Raw genomic sequence first — 20,260 nt, 5'->3', positions numbered from 1 at the left:
CTCAACCGTCTCGGCGCTGCGCGCCGATCCACCTTCTCCCACAAGGGGAGAAGGTTGGCGCCACACCCGGCCGCGCTGGCGACTTCCCGGGGATGGCAACAAACTTCATTGGAATGGTTCCCTGATGCCAACAGTCGCCCCCCTAGACCTCGAAGGCCATTGCATCGCCGCCGTCTTTCTCGGCGACGTGCCGCATTTCGCGATGGCCGACGGCGCCATCCATCGGCTCGACCATGGCCACAAGACGGTTCAGGCCAATGACGGGCTGCTCGCCGCCTTCCATGATGCGGCCAATGACCGGCTGATCACCGGCGGCGAGGACGGCAAGGTGTTTGCCGTGAAAACGGGCGGCGAGGCCACGGAATTGGCAAGCGCGGCCAGGAAGTGGATCACCAGCGTTGCCGCCGGGCCGCAAGGCGCCATCGCCTATGCCTCGGGCAAGACTGCCTTCGTGCGCTTCGCCGACGGCAAGACCAGGGAATTCGTCCATCCGCGTTCGGTGGAGGGGCTGGCCTTCTCGCCCAAGGGCATGCGCTTCGGCGTCGCCCGCTACAATGGCGCGACGCTGCATTTCCCGGCCGCCGAGGGCAAGCCGGTGGAACTCGAATGGGCCGGCGCCCATACCGGCATCACCTTCTCGCCGGATGGCGCCTTCCTCGTCACCACCATGCAAGAAAACGCATTGCACGGGTGGAAGCTCGCCGACGGCAAGCACATGCGCATGACCGGCTATCCCGGCAAGGTCAAAAGCCTGTCGTGGAGCGTAAAGGGCAAGTGGCTTGCGAGTTCCGGCGCGCCGGCGGCGATCGTCTGGCCGTTTTCCGGCAAGGACGGGCCGATGGGCAAGGCACCGCTGGAACTCGGCACGCGCGGCAATGCCATGGTGACGGCTGTCGCCTGTCACCCGAGCCAGGATGTCGTCGCCGTCGGCTATGATGACGGCATGGTGATGGCGGTGCGTTTTGCCGACGCCAAGGAAGTGCTGTTGCGGCGGCCGGGCAAGGGCGCCATCACCTCGATGATGTGGGACAAGGAAGAACGCCGCGTCGCCTTCGGCAGCGCGGCAGGCGACTGCGGCGTCATCGACATCACGGCCTGACCCCGCTCACTCCGCTCCGCACGACACTTTGCCGCTGATTTCGACCGGTTTGCCGTCCTGGTCCGTATCCGCTGCGGCGTCGTAGATGGAGAGCGTATAGCTCCCGTCGTAGACGCCTTCGTCGCTGGTCCTGGTCAGGATCGTCAGTTCGACCGAGTTGATCTTTTGCGCGGCCTCGTGCTCACGATAGATGTTCAGCCGCAATTCCTTGCCGTCGAGCCAGTACTGCGTCAGGTTGGAATCCTCGAACACGGTCTTGCGCAGGCTGTCGCTGGCAGGCCGGCTCAGAATTTCGAGGTTGCCGCGAAAGTTGAAGGTCGGCCCGCCCATGCCTCTGGTGACGCCGGCCTCGACCTCGAATGTCGCCGCCGGGTCGTCGGTGGAGCACCAGATGCCGCCCGAGGCGAAGGCCGCGCTCGCCGACGACAGGTGCATCGCCACACAGATGACCGTCCTCATTACCCCTCCCCCTCAATTCCCGCTCATATTGGCGCCGACTTCGGCAGCACGGTCAAGCGCCGCCGCCAAAGGCTGAGCCAACGCAGGACAGATGCGCGGCCAATTGCGGATGCAGACACGGATTGGCTAAGAGGAATCGACCAGAGGGGTTTTCATGCACAGCGATATGTCCAAGACGTCCATCGGCGGCATCGGCCGCGACCGCATTGCCGATCTGCGCGAGACCGAGGGGGCAGCCTTCCGCAAGGCGCGGCCGCAATCTCAGGTAAAGGTCGGCAACGGCCTGCCCGGCTTCTTCGGCGGCGTGCCGATGCACTGGATGAACGACTGGCCGACGCCGTTTCCGATCCTGGTCGACAGCGCCAAGGGCGCCACGATCACCGACATCGACGGAAACAAGCTCGACGATTTCTGCCTTGGCGACACCGGCTCGATGTTCGGCCATTCGCCGCCGCCGGTGGCGCGCGCCATCCGCCGCCAGGCCGGACGTGGCCTGACCTATATGCTGCCTTCGGAAGATGCGCTGGCCATCGGGCCGCTGCTGCAGCAGCGCTTCGGCCTGCCATTCTGGCAGATCGCGACGACGGCAACCGACGCAAACCGTTTTGCATTGCGCGTCGCCCGCGCCGTCACCGGCCGGGAGAAGATCCTTGTCTTCAACGGCTGCTACCATGGCTCGGTCGACGAGACGATGGTGCGGCTGATCGACGGCAAGCCCGTCAACCGGCCGGGATTGGCGGGCGAGTTCCGCGACCTGACGCGTACGGCCAAGGTCATCGAGTTCAACGACATCTCAGCACTCGAAGCCGCGCTTGGGGATAAGGACGTCGCCTGCGTCATCGCCGAACCGGTGCTGACCAACTCCTGCATGGTGCTTGCCGATCCGGGCTACCATGACGCCCTGCGCAAACTGACACGCCAAGCCGGCACACTGCTTCTGATCGACGAGACGCACACGATCTCGACCGGCCCCGGCGGCTACACGAGGAAATATGGTCTCGACCCGGACTTCTTCGTCCTGGGCAAGCCGATCGCCGGCGGCGTGCCGGCCAGTGTCTGGGGCATGAGCGACGACGTCGCCTCGCGCTACGCGGACTACAACAGGACCAAGGAGCCGGGCTATTCCGGCATGGGCACGACGCTCTCGGCCAACCCGCTGCAGTTCGCAGCGATGCGCGCCGCGCTTGAAGAGGTGATGACGCCGGAAAATTATGACCGCATGGATCACCTGGCGCGGCGGCTCGATGCCGGGTTGACCGGCGTGATCGATCGCTATCGCCTGCCCTGGCATGTTTCCCGTGTCGGCGCCCGCGTCGAGTTCATCTGCGCGCCCGGTCCGCTGCGCAATGGCGCCGAGGCGGAAGTGGCGCATGCGCCGGAACTGGAGGCCGCCATCCATGTCGCGCTGATCAATCGCGGCGTGCTGATCGCACCCTTCCACAACATGATGCTGATCTCGCCGGCGACCACTGCGACCCAGGTCAACCGGCTGATCACCGCCTTCGGCGCGGTTGCGGCAAAGCTTGGGGCATGAGACAAGCGGCGATGGACCATCCCAATGCCACAATGACCTCACCTTCGGGCTCGACATCCGCCGAGGCGCACGCCTTTCTCGACGCCCATCCCGAGATCGAAGCCTTCGATATCGTGCTGACCGACGCCAATGGCGTCGGCCGCGGCAAGATCGTGCGCCGGCATGAGCTGAAGAGCATCTTCGAGGGCGGCCGCCATATGCCGATCTCGATCCTGGGCCTCGACATCACCGGCGAGGATGTGCACGAGACCGGGTTGATCTGGACGACCGGCGACGGCGATCTCAGGGCATGGCCGATCCCCGGTACGCTGGTGCCGCTCTACGGCACGAGCCCGCCACGTGGCCAGCTGCTGATGGCGATGTACATGCTCGACGGCCGGCCGATGTCGTCGGATCCGCGGCTGGCGTTGGCTCGGCAAGTCGACATCCTGGCGGCCAAGGGCCTCTATCCGGCCGGAGCCTTCGAACTTGAATTCTTCCTGCTGGCCAATGAGCGCGACGCCGACGGCAAGGTGCAGCCGGCGCGCGCCGTGCTCGACGGCCGCGTCTCGGGCAAGACGGAAGTCTATTCCGTTGATCATCTGCACGGCATGGAGCCGCTGTTTTCCGACATCTATGCCGCAGCCAAGGCGCAAGGCATTCCGGCCGAGACGGTCATTTCCGAATATGCGCCCGGCCAGTACGAATTGACGCTGAACTACCGCAAGGATGTGATGCGGGCGGCCGACGACCTGGTCATGCTGAAGCGGCTGGTGCGGGCGCAGGCGCGCCGCCACGGCGTCACCGCCTGCTTCATGGCCAAGCCGATCGAGAAATACGCCGGCTCGGGCATGCATTTCCATGTTTCGCTGCAGGACAGAGCCGGCCGAAACGTCTTTGCCGAAGCCGGCGGCGAGAGCTGGTCGCTGCCGCTGCTGCAAGGGCTCGGCGGCCTCATCCAGACCATGGCGGAATCGATGCTGGTGTTTGCGCCGCACGCCAATTCCTGGCGGCGCTTCGTCTCGCAATCCTATGCGCCGGTGGCACCGACATGGGGCGTCAACAACCGATCGGTGGCGCTGCGTGTGCCGGCCGGCGACGCCAAGAACCGGCGCATCGAGCACCGGCCGTCGGGCGTCGACGCCAACCCCTATCTGATCGCCGCAACCGTGCTCGCCGGCATCATCAAGGGCATGGATGAAGGGCTCGATCCGGGGCCCGAAACGACCGGCAACGGCTATGAGGCAGCGGTCACGCGCACAACCATGCCTGTCGACTGGCGCGCCGCGATCGAATCGGCCCGGGCGTCCAGCTTCCTGAAGAACGCGCTCGGCGAGGACCTGCACCGGACCTTCGTGGCGATCAAACAGTCCGAATACCTGCGCGTGGCACGCACGGTCAGCGAACTGGATTACCACCTCTATCTGCACGAAGTCTGAGGGCCGGGCGGGCGATCACTTTTTCGCCGTTTCCATCAAATGAGGTGGCATAAGGGCGGATAAGAACATATCATGAACAGATGAGCGCACTCACCGTCCGTGAAAAACTGGCTGTCCTCTCCGATGCCGCCAAATACGATGCGTCCTGCGCCTCGTCGGGTGCGGCGAAAAAGGACTCGCTGGAATCAGGCGGCATCGGCTCCACCGAGGGCATGGGCATCTGCCATTCCTACGCGCCGGACGGCCGCTGCATTTCGCTGCTGAAAATCCTGCTGACCAATTTCTGCATCTATGATTGCAGCTACTGCATCAACCGATCGTCGTCCAATGTGCGGCGCGCCCGCTTTGGCATCGACGAGGTGGTGAAGCTGACCATGGATTTCTACCGGCGCAACTACATAGAAGGCCTGTTCCTGTCCTCGGGTGTCGTTCGCTCGCCGGACGAGACCATGGGCGAGATGGTCGAGGTGGCGCGCCGGCTGCGCCTGGAGGAGAAATTCTCCGGCTACATCCATTTGAAGACCATCCCGGAAAGCTCGGCCGAACTGGTCGAGCAGGCCGGTCTCTATGCCGACCGGCTGTCGATCAATGTCGAACTGCCGACCGACGAGGGTGTGAAGCGGCTGGCGCCCGAGAAGAAGCCGGAGACAATCCGGCTTTCCATGGCCAGGCTGCGCCAGAAGATGGAGGAGAAGGCCGAGCCGACTTTGAAGACCAAAAAGCGCGAACGCTTTGCGCCGGGCGGCCAGTCGACGCAGATGATCATCGGCGCCGACAAGACATCCGACGACGGCATATTGCACACGAGCGCCCGGCTCTATGGCAGCTACCATCTGCGGCGGGTCTATTACTCGGCCTTCAGTCCGATTCCGGATTCGTCGTCGTCGCTGCCCCTGCAGAAGCCGCCGCTGATGCGTGAGCACCGGCTTTATCAGGCCGACTGGCTGATGCGGTTTTACGGCTTTTCGCAACCGGAAATCCTCGCCGGCAGCAGCGACGGCATGCTCGATCTCGCCATCGACCCGAAGCTGGGCTGGGCACTGCGCAACCGGGGGCAGTTTCCCGTCGACATCAATCGCGCCGACCGCGAAGCGCTGCTGCGGGTGCCGGGTCTCGGCACCAAGGTGGTGGCGAAGATTTTGGAGACGCGCCGGCACCGGCGCATGCGGCTCGAGGATGTCGGGCGGTTCTGCCAGTCGATCGCCAAGCTCAGGCCCTTCATCATCGCCGAAGGCTGGTCGCCTGGTGCGCTGACCGACAAGGCCGGCCTGCGCGACAGGATCGTCCACTCCTGCGAACAATTATCGTTGTTCTGATCATGCGGCCGGCGGAACTCGATCTCGCCAGATACAGAGTTCGGCTCGACAGCGAGACGGATTTTGCCGGCTGGCGTGACGCGGCACGGCGGCTGGCCTTGAATGAGGTCAGGCCCGAGGACGTCGACTGGCATGTCGCGCCAGGCTCTGATCAGGCACAATTGCCTGAAGTGCCTGCGGGCGCGCAACTCGTCGTGCCGCGCGACTTCCTCGGGCATGCCGAAACGGCGTTCTGCCATTCCGATCCCGGCCGGTTTGCCTTTCTCTACCGAATGCTGTGGCGATTGCGCGACGAAGCTAAACTGCTGGAAATCGCGTCGGATTCCGACACCAGGCGGCTCGAGGCCATGGAGAAGGCGGTGCGGCGCGACAGCCACAAGATGCACGCCTTCGTACGTTTCCGGAAAATCGGCGACGGTGCCGATGAGCGCTATGTCGCCTGGTTCGAGCCGGATCATTTCATCGTCGAGCGCAACGCCGATTTCTTCGTCAGACGTTTCACCGGCATGCGCTGGACGATCCTGACCCCTTATGCCTCTGCCGACTGGGATGGCGAAAGGCTGGCGATCGGGCCGGGCGCGGCCAAGGGCGATGCGCCTGATCAGGACGATACCGAGGCGCTCTGGCGCACCTATTTCGAGAACATCTTCAACCCGGCGCGATTGAAGGTGAAAACCATGCAGAAGGAGATGCCGAAGAAATATTGGCGGAACCTTCCCGAGGCCTCGCTCATTCCAGACATGATCGCAGGAGCGGACAAGGCCGCCAAGGACATGATTGCGAAGATGCCGACAACACCCGCGCCGCACCACGCAAAGGTGCAGGCACGGCATTGGCCGAAGCAGCCCGTCGAAGCACCGGAAGATGATGCAAGCACGATTCCGGAATTGCGCGAGGCAGCGAAAGGCTGCCGCCGCTGCCCGCTGTGGCGCGACGCGACGCAGACCGTCTTCGGTGAAGGCCCTGACAATGCCAAGGTGATCTTCGTCGGCGAACAGCCGGGGGATCAGGAGGACCTCGCCGGCAAACCTTTCGTGGGTCCGGCCGGCAAGGTGTTCGATGCGATCCTGGACGATGCCGGTGTCGACCGGCAAAAGGTCTATGTCACCAACGCGGTCAAGCACTTCAAGTTCGAGCCGCGCGGCAAGCGCCGCATCCACTCCAAACCGAATTCCGGTGAGATTCAGGCCTGCCGCTGGTGGATCGACCAAGAATTCGAGCTGATCAAGCCGAACCTCGCCGTGGCACTCGGCGCGACAGCGGCGATGTCGCTGCTCGGCAAGGCGATTCCGGTGACAAAGATGCGCGGACAAGTGATCGAGCGCGAGGACGGATTGCGCGTGTTCATCACCATCCATCCCTCCTTCATCCTGCGCATCCGCGAACCCGCGGACAAGGAGGCTGAACGCGAACGGTTCCTGCAGGACATGAAGCTGGTGAAGCGGCTGATGGCCGCCTGATTGTCTGTTTTGCGCGATTCCGGACAGAAAACCTTCCTGGAATTGCTGCGGCTACCTGATCAGAATTGCCCTGAGATCGTTGACATTCGTACCGGTCGGGCCGGGTACGAAGAGATCGTCAACCGCGTTGAAGGCCGTCCAGGCATTGTTGCCGGCAAGCATAGCCTTGGCGTCCACCCCGGCAGCGCGCATGCGCGACACGGTCGAAGCATCGGCAAAGGCACCGGCATTGTTTTCCGAACCGTCGATGCCGTCAGTGTCGGCGGCCAGCGCATTGATACCGTCGACGCCATTGATGCCGATGGCGAAGGCGAGCAGGAATTCCGAATTGCGGCCGCCCTTGCCTTTTGCGCGCAGCGTCACGGTTGTCTCGCCGCCCGACAGGATCAGCACCGGCTTCGAGAAAGGCCTGTTGCGCGTCGCCACTTCACGCGCGATCGCGGCGTGGACACCGCCAACCTCGCGCGCTTCGCCTTCGATGGCATCGGAGAGGATAACCGCCTCGACGCCTTGCCGTTTCGCTTCCGTAGCGGCGGCTTCCAGCGATACCCCGGCCGAAGCGATCAGATGCACCTCGTTGCGCAAAAAGCGCTCGTCATCCGGGCTTGGCGCATCGGCGGCCGGCGAATTGATATGCGCCATCACCGAGGCCGGCAGTTTCATGCCATAGGCCGATATCGAGGCCAGCGCGTCGGCGCGGCTGCCTGTATCCGGTACGGTTGGGCCGGAGGCGACCATTGCCGGATTATCGCCGGGAATATCGGAGACGATCAGCGACACCACCCTGGCCGGCCATGCGGCCGCCGCCAGCCTGCCGCCCTTGATGGTGGAAAGGTGCTTGCGGATAGTGTTCATCGCCGCGATCGGCGCACCCGAGGCGAGCAGCGCCTCATTGACGGCGATCTCGTCGGCCAGCGTCAAGCTGCCGGCCGGCGACGGCAACAGCGCCGAGCCGCCGCCGGAAATCAGCGCCACCACCAGATCGTCCGCCGTCAGCCCTTGCACCTTCGCCAGCAGCCGGCGCGAGGCTTCAAGGCCGGCATCGTCCGGCACCGGGTGCGCCGCCTCGATGATCTCGATGCGCTCGCAGGTCGCGCCATAGCCATAGCGGGTGACGACCAGCCCTTCGATGGGGGCGTCCCACACTTTCTCGAAGGCTGCCGCCATTTGCGCCGAGCCTTTGCCCGCGCCGATGACGATGGTACGGCCCTTGGGCTTGGCCGGCAGATGATCCCTGATGGTTCGTTCCGGATCGGCGGCGGCGACGGCGGCGTTGAAGATAGAGACGAGGAACGATTTGGGGTCGAGCACGGTCATTCGGCTTCCCGAGGCAATGCCAAGCCGCGCTTGTCGACGCCCAAATGATCGCACAGCGCATCGACGACGACGCCGTGATCCTCGCGCTCCGGCAGTCCGGAAACGGCGATGACGCCAATGACGCCGGTGCCCTTGGCGTTCACCGGAAAGCCACCGCCGGCCAGCACGTAGTCGGCAATATCCAGCCCTTCACCAATCTTGAAGGTGCGGTCGGGGCGCTGCTGTTCCAACACCATGCGATAGGTGCTTCTCAGGAACCGTTTGACCACATTGATCTTGCGCCGCGCCCAGTCGGGATTGGAAGCGTTCGAGCCCGGCAGCGCGGCGTAGAACAGCGGCCGGTCCCACAGCCTGATGTCGACTATGATGGGTAGATCTTCGGCGATTGCACGATCGCGAATGGCGGAGCCGATTTTGAAAGCGACGGCCTCGTCAAAGGTCGCGAAGACAAGGGTCTCTTCCTGTCTCTTGATCAGAGCGATGTCGTCAGCAACGGCCATTTTCTTTCTCCGAAATCGTCACACGTCGTGTGTACGACAAGCTCCGCTCGGTCAAGCTTCCGTGGCGTGGCCACCTTCTCCCGAGGGGAGAAGAGACGAGCACGGGCCTCGGCTTCCTCCTCTCCCCTCGGGGAGAGGCCGGATTGCCCCGAATTGCCTTCGCAATTCGGTTGGCAATCCGGGTGAGGGGGCCTTACCCCGCGCTCATGTCAGCCTTGGCTGGCCGCCCCGCCACATAAACTTCGCGGACGGAGCGGTCGTCGCCCAGCGTCTGCAGGAGAAAGAGTTCCTGCGCCAGCGTCTCGACCGTCTCCATCCTGAGTCGCATTCCCGGCGTTGCCCTGGCGTCCAGCACGACGATGTCGGCGTCGGTGCCCGCGTCCAGCGTGCCTATCTTTTCCACCACCGACAGCGCCTCGGCATTGCCGCGCGTCGTCTGCCAGAAGGACTGGAACGGGTTGAGCTTTTCGCCATTCAGCGCGATCACCTTGTAGCCTTCGTCCATGGTGCGCAGCATGGAGTAGTTGGTGCCGCCGCCGACATCGGTGGCGGCGGCGATGCGGATCGGCTTGTCGCGTCGGCGAAAGCGCTGATAATCGAAGAGGCCGGAGCCGAGGAAAAGGTTCGAGGTCGGGCAGAACACCGCCACCGAGCCCGAGTCCGAAAGCGCATCCGCTTCGCGCTCCGACAAATGGATGCAGTGGCCGAACAGGCTCTTTTTGCCTAACAGCCCGTAATGCTCGTAGACGTCGGTGTAGTCGCGCGCCCACGGGTAGAGTTCCTGCGTGAAAGCGATCTCGGCGTGGTTTTCCGACAGATGCGTCTGCATGTGCAGGCCGGGATGTTCGCGGCACAACACGCCCGCCATCTCCATCTGCTCCGGCGACGAGGTGATGGCGAAGCGCGGCGTGATGGCGTAGTGCTGGCGGCCCTTGCCGTGCCACTCCTTGATCAGCGCCTTTGTGTCGTCATAGCCGGATTGCGGGGTGTCGAGCACGCCGTCGGGCGCATTGCGATCCATCATCACCTTGCCGGCGATGTTGAGCATGTTGCGGTCATGCGATTCTGCGAAGAAGGCTTCGGCCGAGGCCTTGTGCACCGAGCAGTAGGCGGCGACCGTCGTGGTGCCGTGGCGCACCATTTCGTCGAGGAACAGCCGCGCGATGCGGCGGCCGTGCTGGGCGTTGGCGAACTTCGTTTCTTCCGGAAAAGTGTAGGTGTTCAGCCAGTCGAGCAGTTCGGCGCCGTAGGAGGCGATGATCTGCATCTGCGGAAAATGCGCATGGGCATCTATGAAGCCGGGCAGCAGCAGATGCGGCCGGTGGTCAATCCTTTTCACCGTTTCGTCGGCTTGCTTTTCAACATCGGCATAACTACCCGCGGCGACGATCCTGCCGTCACGGATCAGCAGTCCGCCATCCTCCTCGTAGCGCCAGGCGGAATGGTCTTCGAGAGTTTGCGGCCAGCGCACAAAGGACAGCGTGCGGCCGCGCAGAAGTGTCGAATTCATGCTATTTCCCTGCGCCTTCGAACCAGGCCACCAGCAGCGCCCGTTCCTTGTCGGTGATCTGAGAGACGTTGGCGGGCGGCATGGCGTGGCTGCGGCCGGCCTGCAGATAGATTTCGCGGGCGTGGTTGGCGATATCCGCATCGGTGTCGAGCATCACGCCCTTGGGCGCATGATAGATGCCCTCATAGACCGGCTCCGCCGCGTGGCACATCGAACAGCGGCCGAGCACGGTGTCGCGCACCGCCGGGAAATGCGCTGAAGCGACATAGACTTGCGCCGACGCGGATTCCTTGGGTTCGCCGGTCAGCACTTTCGGCGCGGTCGACAGCCAAATGATGACGATGAACAGGACGAGTGCCGCCATCCAGGTCCAGGTCGGATTGCCCTTGCGCGCATGGACCGAGTTGAAATAGTGCCGGATCAGCACGCCGATGATGAACACCAGCGAGGCGATGACCCAGTTGAACTCAGTGCCGAACGCCAGCGGATAGTGGTTCGACAGCATCAGGAACAGCACCGGCAGCGTCAGGTAATTGTTATGGAGAGAGCGCTGCTTGGCGATCTTGCCGTATTTCGGGTCGGGCTTGCGGCCGGCGATGAGGTCGGCGACGACGATCTTCTGGTTGGGGATGATGACCATGAAGACATTGGCCGACATGATCGTGGCGGTGATGGCGCCCAGATGCAGGAAGGCGGCACGGCCGGTGAACAGGTGGGTCAGTCCCCAGGCGATGAACACCAGCACGCAATAGAGCACCAGCATCAGGCCGGTGTCGCTTTTTCCGAGCGGCGAGCGGCACAGCAGATCGTAGACCACCCAGCCTACGCCGATCGTTGCCAGCGACAGCAGGATACCGACCGGCACCGACATCGGCAGCACGTTCGGATCGATCAGGAACAGATCGGCTCCGGCATAATAGACGACGCACAGCATGGCGAAGCCGGAAAGCCAGGTGGCGTAGGATTCCCATTTGAACCAGGTCAGGTGTTCCGGCATTTCGGCCGGCGCCACCAGATATTTCTGGATGTGATAAAAGCCGCCGCCATGCACCTGCCATTCCTCGCCGAAGGCGCCGACGGGCATGCCGGGACGCTGGCGCAGGCCGAGATCGAGCGCGACGAAATAGAACGACGAGCCGATCCAGGCGATGCCGGTGACGACATGCAGCCAGCGCACGGCAAAACTCAGCCAATCCCAGAAAATCGCGAAATCCATCATTGAAATCGTCCCTGCCGATTGGGTGACTTTACGGGCTGGAGCGCAAACGGAAAGAGGCGAGGCGCACGAGGACTTTCAAAAAAAAATGGAAAATACTAGGTTGATCCTGCAAACCGGCGAAGGTGCTCCGCATGGCCTATCTCGACAACATCGCCGTCTTCGTTCGCGTCGTTGAACTCGGCAATCTGTCGGCGGCCGGGCGCGACATGCGCATTTCGCCGGCGGTCGCTTCCAACCGCATCAAGGAACTGGAGAAGCACCTTGGCGTGCGGCTGTTCAACCGCACCACGCGGCAATTGATGCCGACCGAGCATGGCACGGTTTTTTACGGGGGCGCCAAGCAGGTGCTGGAGGCAATCACCGAGGCGGAAGCGGCAGTCTCGGCGCTTTCCGGCCAGCCGCGCGGCACCATCCGCGTCACGGCACCGCTCGGCCTCGGCCGCCGGCTGGTGGCTTCGGGCATCCCCGATTTCCACGACAAATACCCTGATATCGAGGTGCGGCTCAGGCTCTCGGACCACAATGTCGACATCATGAAGGAAGGCATCGACGTCGCCTTCCGGCTCGGCATCATCGAGGATTCCAGCCTCAGGATGCGCGGCATCATGGAATGCGAGCGCGTGCTGGTGGCGGCGCCGAAATATCTCGAAGCGCGCGGCGAACCGTTGGAGCCGCAGGAGCTGATCGGCAAGAAGCACGACTGCCTGATGCTGCGTTATTCCGGCGCGCGCGAATATGTGTGGACGCTGCAGACCCCCACAGGCCCGCAGAAATTCGAGGTACACGGGCCCTACGACACCGACGATGGCGACGTGCTGACCGGCTGGGCGCTTTCAGGCCGCGGCATCATCAACAAGCCGCGCTTCGAGGTAGAGCCATTCATCCGCGATCGGCGGCTGAAGGTGATCCTGCCCAGCACGCCGCCGACACCGGTGCAGTTCGCCGCCGTCTATCCGCACAAGAAGCTGCAGGACCCAAAAGTGCGGCTGCTGCTCGACTTCATGGCCGAGCGCTGCCAGCGGCTGATCAACGATCTTCTTGCTGGCAAATAAAGGCTGGCCGGCAAATAGGGACTGGCCGGTAGGTGAGCGGCGGTTTGGCCCAGCGCCGGCGGTTGCCATCCCAGGATGTGGCGAACATAGTTCGGGTGGCATTTCATCTCATAGGGAACCCTCGATGGACAACGGCGCCACAATGCATCTTGCCGTTTCGCTCGCCGATCCATCACTCGAGACTGGGTTGGAATTCAGCCGCCTGGCTGGTTTCGTGCAAAAGGCTGAAGCAGCCGGGCTGGACATGGTGCTGCTTGCCGATGCCGCGCCAGCGTCCGAAAGCGAAGCCGCGAACAAACGGATGCCCTTCGAAGCGACGACCTTGCTGGCCGCTCTGGCGACTGTCACAAGCAGGATCGGCTTGGTTGCCGCTGCCTCGACAATTGCCCACCAACCCTACAATCTGGCACGCCGTTTCGCTTCGCTCGACGTTATCAGCCACGGCCGCAGTGGCTGGAACGCAACCATGACGCAAGCGCCACGGGAAGCAGCCAATTTCAGCCGGCCCGAAGGATTTTCGCCTAACGATTTCCGCCGTCGCAGTGAGGAATATATCGGCATCGTGCAAGGTCTGTGGCAGGGCTGGGATGCGGACGCGCTGCTGTTCGACCAGAGCGGCGGCCGCTTCCACGACCCCGAAAAGATGCACCTGCTGGAGCACAAGGGCGAATTCTTTTCCGTGCGCGGACCGCTGAACGTCGCCCGGTCGCCGCAGGATACGCCAGTGCTCGTCTTGTCGGGCCTGCAGGAATCCGACTTCGATATTGCCACTCGCACCGCCGATGTCATCCTGCTGGACGGCGGACTGGTGGAGGGCGCGACCGAACGCTATGACGATATCAGGCGCCGTGTCACGGCGTGCGGACGCACTCCCGATGCTGTGAAAGTGCTGACGAACGTCGCGCTTATCGCCGATAGTAAGCCGGCTGCCGTCGCCGAGAGGCTGGAAAAGGAATTCCTGGCGAAAAGCTGCGACGGGTTCAACATCCTGATGCCGGCACAGCTTTCAGCGCTCGACGATTTCGTCGGCTTGGTTCTGCCGGAACTGCGGCGGCGTGGCCTGGTTCGAGAAAGCTATCGCGGAAAAACGTTGCGCTCGCATCTCGGGCTTGCCGGCGGAGGTGACCGATGACCGCTCGCCAGATGAAGCTCGGCGCCTTTCTGTGGGCGACAGGTCATCACATCGCCGCCTGGCGCCACCCCAAGGCGCACGTCACCGCCGGCATAGACATCGATCATTACATCCAGCTGGCGCGCACGGCGGAGGCGGCGAAGTTCGACATGGTGTTCTGCGAGGACGCCGCCGGCCTGCGTGAAGCCAATATCGGCATTGCCAGCCAGACGTCGCGCTCGATCGGTTTCGAGCCGATCAGCCTGCTCTCGGCGCTCGCCGTCCAGACCAGCCGCATCGGCCTCGTCTCGACAGCGTCGACAAGCTACAACGAGCCTTATGGGCTGGCACGAACCTTCCTGTCGCTCGACCATCTGAGCGGCGGCCGGGCCGGCTGGAATCTGGTCACCTCGGCCAGCCCCATCGAAGCAGCCAATTTCGGCGCGACGGGCCTCAAGCCCCATGCCGACCGCTACGAACGGGCGCGCGAGTTTGCCGAGGTGGTGACCGGCTTGTGGCACGGCAAGGCTTCCGGCCATAACGGCCAGAGCTTTTCGGTTCGCGATCCGCTCGACCTGCCGCGCTCGCCGCAGGGCGCGCCGGTGATGGTTCAGGCCGGCGCCTCGGATGTCGGCCGCGACCTTGCCGCCCGCACCGCCGATGTGGTGTTCACGGCGGCGCAGACCTTCGAGGAAGCCAAGGCCTTCTATGACGATCTCAAAAGACGTCTGCCGGCCTACGGGCGCGAGCCGGACGACATCAAGATCATGCCGGGCGTCGCACCGGTGGTGGCGGAGACCGAAGCGGAGGCCCGTGAAAAATACGAGGAATTGCAGGAGCTGATCCCCGACGATGTCGGCGTGGCGCTGCTGTCCAGCTATCTCAGCATCTCCGATCTGTGGCGCTATCCGATCGATGGGCCACTGCCGGAACTGCCGGAGAGCGAGGGGATGAAGAGCAGGCAAGCGCTGGTCATCGAGCAATCGCGCCGCGACGGCCTCTCCATCCGCCAGCTCGCCCGGCATTTTGCCGGCGCGCGGGGCCATTGGCGCATCGTCGGCACAGCGGCCCAAGTCGCCGACGAACTGCAGGCGCGGTTCGAGGGTGGCGCGGCCGACGGTTTCAACGTCATGCCCTCATATTTCCCTGGGGAACTCGATGCCTTTGCCACGCTCGTCGTGCCGGAGTTGCAGCGGCGCGGCCTGTTCCGGACGGAATACCAGGGCCGCACGCTGCGCGACCATCTGGGTTTGAAACGGCCGGTTTAGCTGCGGCGCAGCTTAGCCTGCCATCACCTTGCCATGCGGAATTTGATGGTCGGCATTTAAGGCTGCGTTGTGATTGACCAGCGCCGTCATGATCTCGGCCGCAGCCAGCGCCGCGATGACCTGAGGGCGCTTGTCCTTGACGGTGTCGCCGCCAATTGGCGAGACGAGGCGGGCAAACTCGGCCTGGCTGCCGTCCGCCGATTTCAGGAACCAAGTCCTGAACGTCGCTTTCTTGGTCTTCGAGCCGATCATGCCGACATAGGCGGTGTCACCGCGTTTCAGCGCTTCCGCGACGATCAGGAAATCCAGCGCATGATCGTGGGTCAGGATGGCGAAGGCTGCGCCGGCGGGGGCATTCCGCACCATCGCTTCCGGCATAGCTGTCAGCCGTGTCTCGATGGTTTCGGGCATGCCTTCCAGTGCTTCGGCCCGCGTCTCGATGACGATGCCGTGCACGGGAAGAAGTGCGATCGCCGATGCCAGCGCCTGGCCGACATGGCCGCCACCGAAGATGTAGACGTACGGCAGGTGCGCCTCCTCGGCTTCCGCGGCCGCAACCAGGTCGCCGGCAAGCGCAGCATCGACGAGCCGGATCAAGACTTCAACGCGCCCGCCGCAGCATTGGCCGATCTCGGGACCCAGCGGGACGTCTAGGGTAGCGCAGACTTCGTCAACCTCGATGCGGGCTTCTTTGCCCAACATCTGCCTGGCCTTGTCGATCGCCATATATTCGAGCTGACCGCCGCCGATGGTGCCAAAGATCGCCGTCGGCGAGACGAGCATGAAGGCGCCCTTCTCGCGTGGCGTCGAGCCTTTTGTTCCGGTCACTTCGACCAGGGCAACCCGACCGGCGCTGGCGAGAAAGGCTTTCAGGCTTTGCACTTTCGAGTTCATGGTTCACGTTCCCGAATGGGAAATATAGGTTTTTTCGACCCGGATTGCACGCATTGCCGACCCTGGGGCCGGATTCAGGCGCCGGCCTCCTTCTTCAGCCGCTCGATCGCCATCAGAACCCGCTCCGGGGTCGCCGGAGCATCGAGGCGCGGGCAGATCCTGTTGTCGGCGACACTGGCCACCGCGTCCGATAGCGCATGCAGCACCGACATGCCGAGCGGGAACGGCGGCTCGCCGACCGCCTTGGAGCGGTGGATGGTCGGCTCGCCGGCTTCCGGCCAGTCGGCCAAGGTGACGTTGAAGATCTTCGGCCGGTCGGAGGCGAGCGGGATCTTGTAGGTCGACGGCGCATGCGTGCGCAGCCGGCCCTTGGCGTCCCACCACAGTTCTTCCGTCGTCAGCCAGCCCATGCCCTGGATGAAGCCGCCCTCGATCTGGCCGATATCGATCGCCCGGTTCAGCGAGCGGCCACAGTCATGGAGAATATCGGTACGCTCGACCATGTATTCGCCGGTCAGCGTGTCGACCGAGACTTCCGAGCACGAGGCGCCATAGGCGAAATAATAGAAGGGGCGGCCCTCGCCCTTGTCGCGGTTCCAGTGGATTTTCGGCGTCTTGTAGAAACCAGCCGCCGACAGCTGGATGCGGGCCATATAGGCCTGCTTGACGAGGTCGGCGAAGGCGATTTCCTGGTTGCCGATACGCACCCGGTTGGGCAGGAACAGCACCTGATCACGCGGCACCTGATATTTTTCGGCGGCGAAATCGGTCAGCCGATCCTTGATCTGGCGCGCGCCATTCTGCGCCGCCATGCCGTTGAGGTCGGAGCCGGACGACGCTGCCGTAGCCGAAGTGTTCGGCACCTTGCCGGTCGTAGTCGCGGTGATCTTCACCTGGTCGAGATCGATCTGGAACTCTTCCGCCACCACCTGTGCCACCTTGACGTAGAGGCCCTGCCCCATCTCGGTTCCGCCATGGTTCAGATGCACCGAACCGTCGGTGTAGACATGCACCAGCGCGCCGGCCTGATTGTAATGCGTGGCGGTGAACGAGATGCCAAACTTGACCGGCGTCAGAGCGAGGCCCCGCTTGATGAAACGGCTGTTGGCATTGAAGGCCGATATTTCACGCCGCCGCCGCGCATAGCTCGCGCTTTGCTCCAGCTCGGCGACGATGCGCTGGATGATGTTATCCTCGACCGTCTGGTGGTAGGGCGTGATGTTGCGGCCCCCCTCGCTACTGGTGCCGTAGAAATTCTTCTTGCGGATTTCGAGCGGATCCTTGCCAACGGCAAAGGCCACCTCGTCGATGACGCGCTCGGCGCCGACCATGCCTTGCGGGCCGCCGAACCCCCGAAAGGCGGTGTTCGACACGGTGTTGGTGTAGAGCGGCGCCGACTGCGCATGCACCGCCGGCCAGAAATAAGTGTTGTCGCAGTGGAACAGCGCGCGATCGGTTACCGGGCCGGACAGATCCGACGAAAAACCGCAGCGCGCCGCGAACATGAAATCGACGCCGAGGATGTTGCCCTCATCATCGAAGCCGACCTCGTAATCGACGAGGAAATCATGACGCTTTCCGGTGGCGATCATGTCGTCGTCGCGGTCGGGCCGGATCTTCACGGCGCGGTGGTGCTTCTTCGCGGCGATCGCGGCCAATGCGGCAAACTGATTTCCCTGCGTTTCCTTGCCGCCGAAGCCGCCTCCCATGCGGCGGATTTCCACCGTGACGGCATTGCTCGGCACGCCGAGCACATGGCTGACCATGTGCTGGACTTCGCTTGGATGCTGGGTCGAGGAATAGATGGTGACGTCCTGATCCTCGCCAGGAACGGCCATGGCGATATGGCCTTCGAGGTAGAAGTGTTCCTGGCCGCCGATGCGCATTTTTCCCTTTAGCCGGCGCGGCGCCTGACGGATCGCTGTAGCGGCATCGCCGCGCTTCAGGGTGAGAGGCGGCGTGACGAGCTTGTCCTTCTTCGGATCGAGCGCGCCGATGTCGGTGACGAAAGGCAATTCCTTGTATTCGACCTTTGCCAATCTTGTGGCGCGGCGCGCCTGCTCGCGAGTTTGCGCAATAACGCAGAAGATAGGCTGGCCGTAGAATTGCACCTTGCCGTCGGCAAGCACCGGCTCGTCGTGGCGGCCGGTCGGCGAAATGTCGTTTTCGCCCGGCACGTCACTGGCCGTCAGCACGTCGACAACGCCGGGCGCCGTGCGTACCGCCGAGAGATCCATGCTGGTAATCGTGGCATGCGTGGCACTGGAAAGCCCGAGGCAGCCATGCAGCGTGCCTGATGGTTCCGGCATGTCGTCGATGTAGACGGCGGTGCCGCTGACATGTTTGTGCGCGGAATCGTGGCGCTGATCGGTGGCGACGCCGCCAGCGATCTTTTCAGCCTTGAGGTTGGGGGCAGCGTGCTTGTTCATCGAATGCCTCTTTTCCCTTCTCCCCGCTCACGGGGAGAAGGTGGCCCGAAGGGTCGGATGAGGGGCGACGCTGACCCTGACTGGTTTGCAGATACCGATCGACGACGGCGCCGCCCCTCATCTGCCTGCCGGCATCTTCTCTCCGCGAACGGGGAGAAGGACCCTATTGGTTTGCTGGCGCTGATATGCATCACGCCGCCTCGTGCCGTGAGACCTGGAATGGCGCCTTGGTGCCGCTGGTCTCAGCAAAAAAACGCAACAGCAGGTTCTTTGCCGCCAGCGCCCGATATTCGGCGCTTGCCCGCATATCGGTCAGCGGCGTGAAATCATTGGCGTATTCGGCCATGGCCGCCTCGACCGTGGCCTCCGTCCAGGATTTGCCGAGCAGGGCGTGCTCGACACCGAGGGCCCGTTTAGGTGTCGCTGCCATGCCGCCATAGGCGATGCAAATGTCGGCCACCGTGCCGTCCTTGGCCAGTTCCAGGAAAAACGCGCCAAGGGCCGCGGTAATGTCCTCGTCGCGACGCTTGGTGATCTTGTAGACGGCAAACTTCGTTTCCTTGGCCGGCACCGGCACATGCACGGCCTCGACGAATTCACCCGGCTGCCGATCCTGTTTGCCGTAGGCGATGAAGAAGGTTTCCAACGGGATCGTCCGCTGCTTCTTGCCCTTGCGCAAGGTGAGACTTGCGCCAAGCGCGATCAATGGCGGTGGCGTATCTCCGATCGGCGAGCCGTTGGCGATGTTGCCGCCGATGGTGCCCATGTTGCGCACCTGTTCGCCGCCGATGCGATCGAACAATGGCCCCAACGCCGGGATGCGCTTCGCCAATGTCGCGAAGGCGTCAGTGTAGGTGACGCCGGCGCCGATCGAAATGACGCCCTTGTCTTCCGAGATGGTGCAAAGCCCGTCGAGATCGCCGATGAAAATGGCCGGTGAAATATCGCGCATGTGCTTGGTCACCCACAGGCCGACATCGGTCGAGCCGGCCACGATGGTAGCGCCGGGTTCCTTGTCCAGCACGGCGGCGAAATCGTCGACATCGGCCGGCACGACCAGCCGCGCCTTGCCGGTTCCGATCTCGACCCGGGCGCCGTCACGCATGGCCTCGAGCCTTGCGGTGATCGCCTTGCGTTCCGTGGCCAGCGGGTCCTTTGCCGCCTTGCCGTAGCTGGAGATGGCATGCGCGGCGCGCATGATCGCCTCGTAGCCGGTGCAGCGGCAGAGATTGCCTTGCAAAGCCTTTTCGACATCCGCGTTCGAGGAATCAGGCGACTTCATCCACAAGCCATAGAGCGACATGACGAAGCCGGGCGTGCAGAAGCCGCATTGCGAGCCGTGGAAATCGACCATCGCCTGCTGCACCGGATGCAACTGGCCTGGCCCGCCACGCAGATGCTCGACCGTCACGACGTGTGTGCCGTCGAGCGAGCCGAGGAAGCGGATGCAGGCATTGACGCTTTCATAGACCAAGCCGCCCTCCGACAGCTTGCCGACCAGCACGGTGCAGGCACCGCAGTCTCCCTCGGCACACCCTTCCTTGGTGCCGCGCAGCGAACGGTCGAGCCGCAGCCAGTCGAGCAAGGTCGCGTCGGGTGCCACCGACGAAAGCGCCACATCCCTGCCATTGAGAATGAAGCGGATTTCGTTGCGGATGCTAATTTTGGTCATGC

General features: G+C 63.5%; 16 protein-coding genes. 8 read left to right on the top strand and 8 right to left on the bottom strand.

Annotated features, from left to right (window positions below; all coding sequences use genetic code 11):
• Positions 1-124 precede the first annotated feature (124 nt).
• Complete coding sequence (locus LB519_RS00870; protein WP_027163812.1) at positions 125-1,099, top strand: WD40 repeat domain-containing protein; 975 nt, start codon at positions 125-127, stop codon at positions 1,097-1,099.
• Positions 1,100-1,105: 6 nt separating this feature from the next.
• Here the strand turns inward: LB519_RS00870 and LB519_RS00865 are convergent, their stop codons facing one another.
• Positions 1,106-1,558: a hypothetical protein gene (locus LB519_RS00865; RefSeq protein ID WP_063169831.1), complete on the bottom strand. Its 453-nt coding sequence runs from the start codon at positions 1,556-1,558 to the stop codon at positions 1,106-1,108.
• A 154-nt stretch (positions 1,559-1,712) separates the two neighbouring features.
• Here LB519_RS00865 and LB519_RS00860 point away from each other — a divergent pair, with 154 nt between their 5' ends.
• The 4 genes from LB519_RS00860 (at position 1,713) to LB519_RS00845 (ending at position 7,286) form a co-directional block, all read left to right on the top strand.
• Positions 1,713-3,092 carry an aspartate aminotransferase family protein gene (locus LB519_RS00860; protein ID WP_063169830.1) on the top strand — a complete coding sequence of 460 codons (1,380 nt, stop codon included), beginning with the start codon at positions 1,713-1,715 and terminating at the stop codon, positions 3,090-3,092.
• A 32-nt stretch (positions 3,093-3,124) separates the two neighbouring features.
• Positions 3,125-4,510, top strand: coding sequence for a glutamine synthetase family protein (locus LB519_RS00855; RefSeq protein ID WP_027163809.1), 1,386 nt, complete (start codon positions 3,125-3,127; stop codon positions 4,508-4,510).
• An 80-nt stretch (positions 4,511-4,590) separates the two neighbouring features.
• Positions 4,591-5,826 (top strand): putative DNA modification/repair radical SAM protein, encoded by a 1,236-nt coding sequence (locus LB519_RS00850; protein ID WP_224618353.1) that lies wholly within the window; start codon positions 4,591-4,593, stop codon positions 5,824-5,826.
• Between the two features lie 2 nt (positions 5,827-5,828).
• Positions 5,829-7,286 carry a UdgX family uracil-DNA binding protein gene (locus LB519_RS00845; protein WP_063169829.1) on the top strand — a complete coding sequence of 486 codons (1,458 nt, stop codon included), beginning with the start codon at positions 5,829-5,831 and terminating at the stop codon, positions 7,284-7,286.
• A 51-nt stretch (positions 7,287-7,337) separates the two neighbouring features.
• Here LB519_RS00845 and LB519_RS00840 read toward each other — a convergent pair whose 3' ends face one another.
• From LB519_RS00840 to LB519_RS00825, 4 genes are all read right to left on the bottom strand, one after another.
• Positions 7,338-8,603, bottom strand: a complete 1,266-nt coding sequence (locus LB519_RS00840) for a glycerate kinase (protein ID WP_063169828.1) — start codon at positions 8,601-8,603, stop codon at positions 7,338-7,340.
• The gene (locus LB519_RS00835) at positions 8,600-9,103 is read right to left on the bottom strand and encodes a heme-degrading domain-containing protein (protein ID WP_063169827.1); all 504 of its coding nucleotides are present in this window, start codon (positions 9,101-9,103) and stop codon (positions 8,600-8,602) included. The genes LB519_RS00840 and LB519_RS00835 overlap by 4 nt, the downstream gene beginning before the upstream one ends.
• A gap of 193 nt (positions 9,104-9,296) precedes the next feature.
• Positions 9,297-10,613, bottom strand: coding sequence for a guanine deaminase (gene guaD, locus LB519_RS00830; RefSeq protein WP_063169826.1), 1,317 nt, complete (start codon positions 10,611-10,613; stop codon positions 9,297-9,299).
• A 1-nt stretch (position 10,614) separates the two neighbouring features.
• Complete coding sequence (locus LB519_RS00825) at positions 10,615-11,832, bottom strand: urate hydroxylase PuuD (RefSeq protein ID WP_024501931.1); 1,218 nt, start codon at positions 11,830-11,832, stop codon at positions 10,615-10,617.
• A 131-nt stretch (positions 11,833-11,963) separates the two neighbouring features.
• On the opposite strand from LB519_RS00825, the gene LB519_RS00820 reads away from it, so the two are divergent.
• The 3 genes from LB519_RS00820 (at position 11,964) to LB519_RS00810 (ending at position 15,263) form a co-directional block, all read left to right on the top strand.
• Positions 11,964-12,884, top strand: a complete 921-nt coding sequence (locus LB519_RS00820) for a LysR family transcriptional regulator (protein ID WP_013528236.1) — start codon at positions 11,964-11,966, stop codon at positions 12,882-12,884.
• Positions 12,885-13,008: 124 nt separating this feature from the next.
• On the top strand, positions 13,009-14,016 hold the full coding sequence (locus LB519_RS00815) for an LLM class flavin-dependent oxidoreductase (protein WP_224618352.1): 1,008 nt from the start codon (positions 13,009-13,011) through the stop codon (positions 14,014-14,016).
• Positions 14,013-15,263 (top strand): LLM class flavin-dependent oxidoreductase, encoded by a 1,251-nt coding sequence (locus LB519_RS00810; RefSeq protein WP_224618350.1) that lies wholly within the window; start codon positions 14,013-14,015, stop codon positions 15,261-15,263. The genes LB519_RS00815 and LB519_RS00810 overlap by 4 nt, the downstream gene beginning before the upstream one ends.
• A 12-nt stretch (positions 15,264-15,275) precedes the next feature.
• Here LB519_RS00810 and xdhC read toward each other — a convergent pair whose 3' ends face one another.
• The 3 genes from xdhC to xdhA form a co-directional block, all read right to left on the bottom strand.
• The gene (gene xdhC / locus LB519_RS00805; RefSeq protein ID WP_224618348.1) at positions 15,276-16,157 is read right to left on the bottom strand and encodes a xanthine dehydrogenase accessory protein XdhC; all 882 of its coding nucleotides are present in this window, start codon (positions 16,155-16,157) and stop codon (positions 15,276-15,278) included.
• 74 nt (positions 16,158-16,231) lie between these two features.
• Entirely contained in the window at positions 16,232-18,586 is a 2,355-nt protein-coding gene (gene xdhB / locus LB519_RS00800) for a xanthine dehydrogenase molybdopterin binding subunit (protein ID WP_224618346.1), read from the bottom strand.
• A gap of 190 nt (positions 18,587-18,776) precedes the next feature.
• Positions 18,777-20,258: a xanthine dehydrogenase small subunit gene (xdhA, locus tag LB519_RS00795; RefSeq protein ID WP_224618344.1), complete on the bottom strand. Its 1,482-nt coding sequence runs from the start codon at positions 20,256-20,258 to the stop codon at positions 18,777-18,779.
• Positions 20,259-20,260: the final 2 nt, after the last annotated feature.

It is taken from the genome of Mesorhizobium sp. AD1-1 (assembly GCF_020164655.1).
Classification (GTDB): Bacteria; Pseudomonadota; Alphaproteobacteria; order Rhizobiales; family Rhizobiaceae; genus Mesorhizobium; species Mesorhizobium ciceri.
The sequence above is the reverse complement of the archived record's forward strand: the minus strand, read 5'-3'. Positions and strand labels throughout refer to the sequence as shown.

What these genes read in the sequence shown, in the direction of transcription:
- LB519_RS00860 (WP_063169830.1), top strand. Translation starts at nt 1,713, where the DNA reads ATGCACAGCGATATGTCCAAGACGTCCATCGGCGGCATCGGCCGCGAC.
- LB519_RS00840 (WP_063169828.1), bottom strand. Translation starts at nt 8,603, where the DNA reads ATGACCGTGCTCGACCCCAAATCGTTCCTCGTCTCTATCTTCAACGCC.
- xdhB (WP_224618346.1), bottom strand. Translation starts at nt 18,586, where the DNA reads ATGAACAAGCACGCTGCCCCCAACCTCAAGGCTGAAAAGATCGCTGGC.
- LB519_RS00850 (WP_224618353.1), top strand. Translation starts at nt 4,591, where the DNA reads ATGAGCGCACTCACCGTCCGTGAAAAACTGGCTGTCCTCTCCGATGCC.
- LB519_RS00870 (WP_027163812.1), top strand. Translation starts at nt 125, where the DNA reads ATGCCAACAGTCGCCCCCCTAGACCTCGAAGGCCATTGCATCGCCGCC.
- LB519_RS00855 (WP_027163809.1), top strand. Translation starts at nt 3,125, where the DNA reads ATGACCTCACCTTCGGGCTCGACATCCGCCGAGGCGCACGCCTTTCTC.
- LB519_RS00820 (WP_013528236.1), top strand. Translation starts at nt 11,964, where the DNA reads ATGGCCTATCTCGACAACATCGCCGTCTTCGTTCGCGTCGTTGAACTC.
- LB519_RS00815 (WP_224618352.1), top strand. Translation starts at nt 13,009, where the DNA reads ATGGACAACGGCGCCACAATGCATCTTGCCGTTTCGCTCGCCGATCCA.
- LB519_RS00835 (WP_063169827.1), bottom strand. Translation starts at nt 9,103, where the DNA reads ATGGCCGTTGCTGACGACATCGCTCTGATCAAGAGACAGGAAGAGACC.
- guaD (WP_063169826.1), bottom strand. Translation starts at nt 10,613, where the DNA reads ATGAATTCGACACTTCTGCGCGGCCGCACGCTGTCCTTTGTGCGCTGG.
- LB519_RS00810 (WP_224618350.1), top strand. Translation starts at nt 14,013, where the DNA reads ATGACCGCTCGCCAGATGAAGCTCGGCGCCTTTCTGTGGGCGACAGGT.
- LB519_RS00845 (WP_063169829.1), top strand. Translation starts at nt 5,829, where the DNA reads ATGCGGCCGGCGGAACTCGATCTCGCCAGATACAGAGTTCGGCTCGAC.
- LB519_RS00825 (WP_024501931.1), bottom strand. Translation starts at nt 11,832, where the DNA reads ATGATGGATTTCGCGATTTTCTGGGATTGGCTGAGTTTTGCCGTGCGC.
- xdhA (WP_224618344.1), bottom strand. Translation starts at nt 20,258, where the DNA reads ATGACCAAAATTAGCATCCGCAACGAAATCCGCTTCATTCTCAATGGC.
- LB519_RS00865 (WP_063169831.1), bottom strand. Translation starts at nt 1,558, where the DNA reads ATGAGGACGGTCATCTGTGTGGCGATGCACCTGTCGTCGGCGAGCGCG.
- xdhC (WP_224618348.1), bottom strand. Translation starts at nt 16,157, where the DNA reads ATGAACTCGAAAGTGCAAAGCCTGAAAGCCTTTCTCGCCAGCGCCGGT.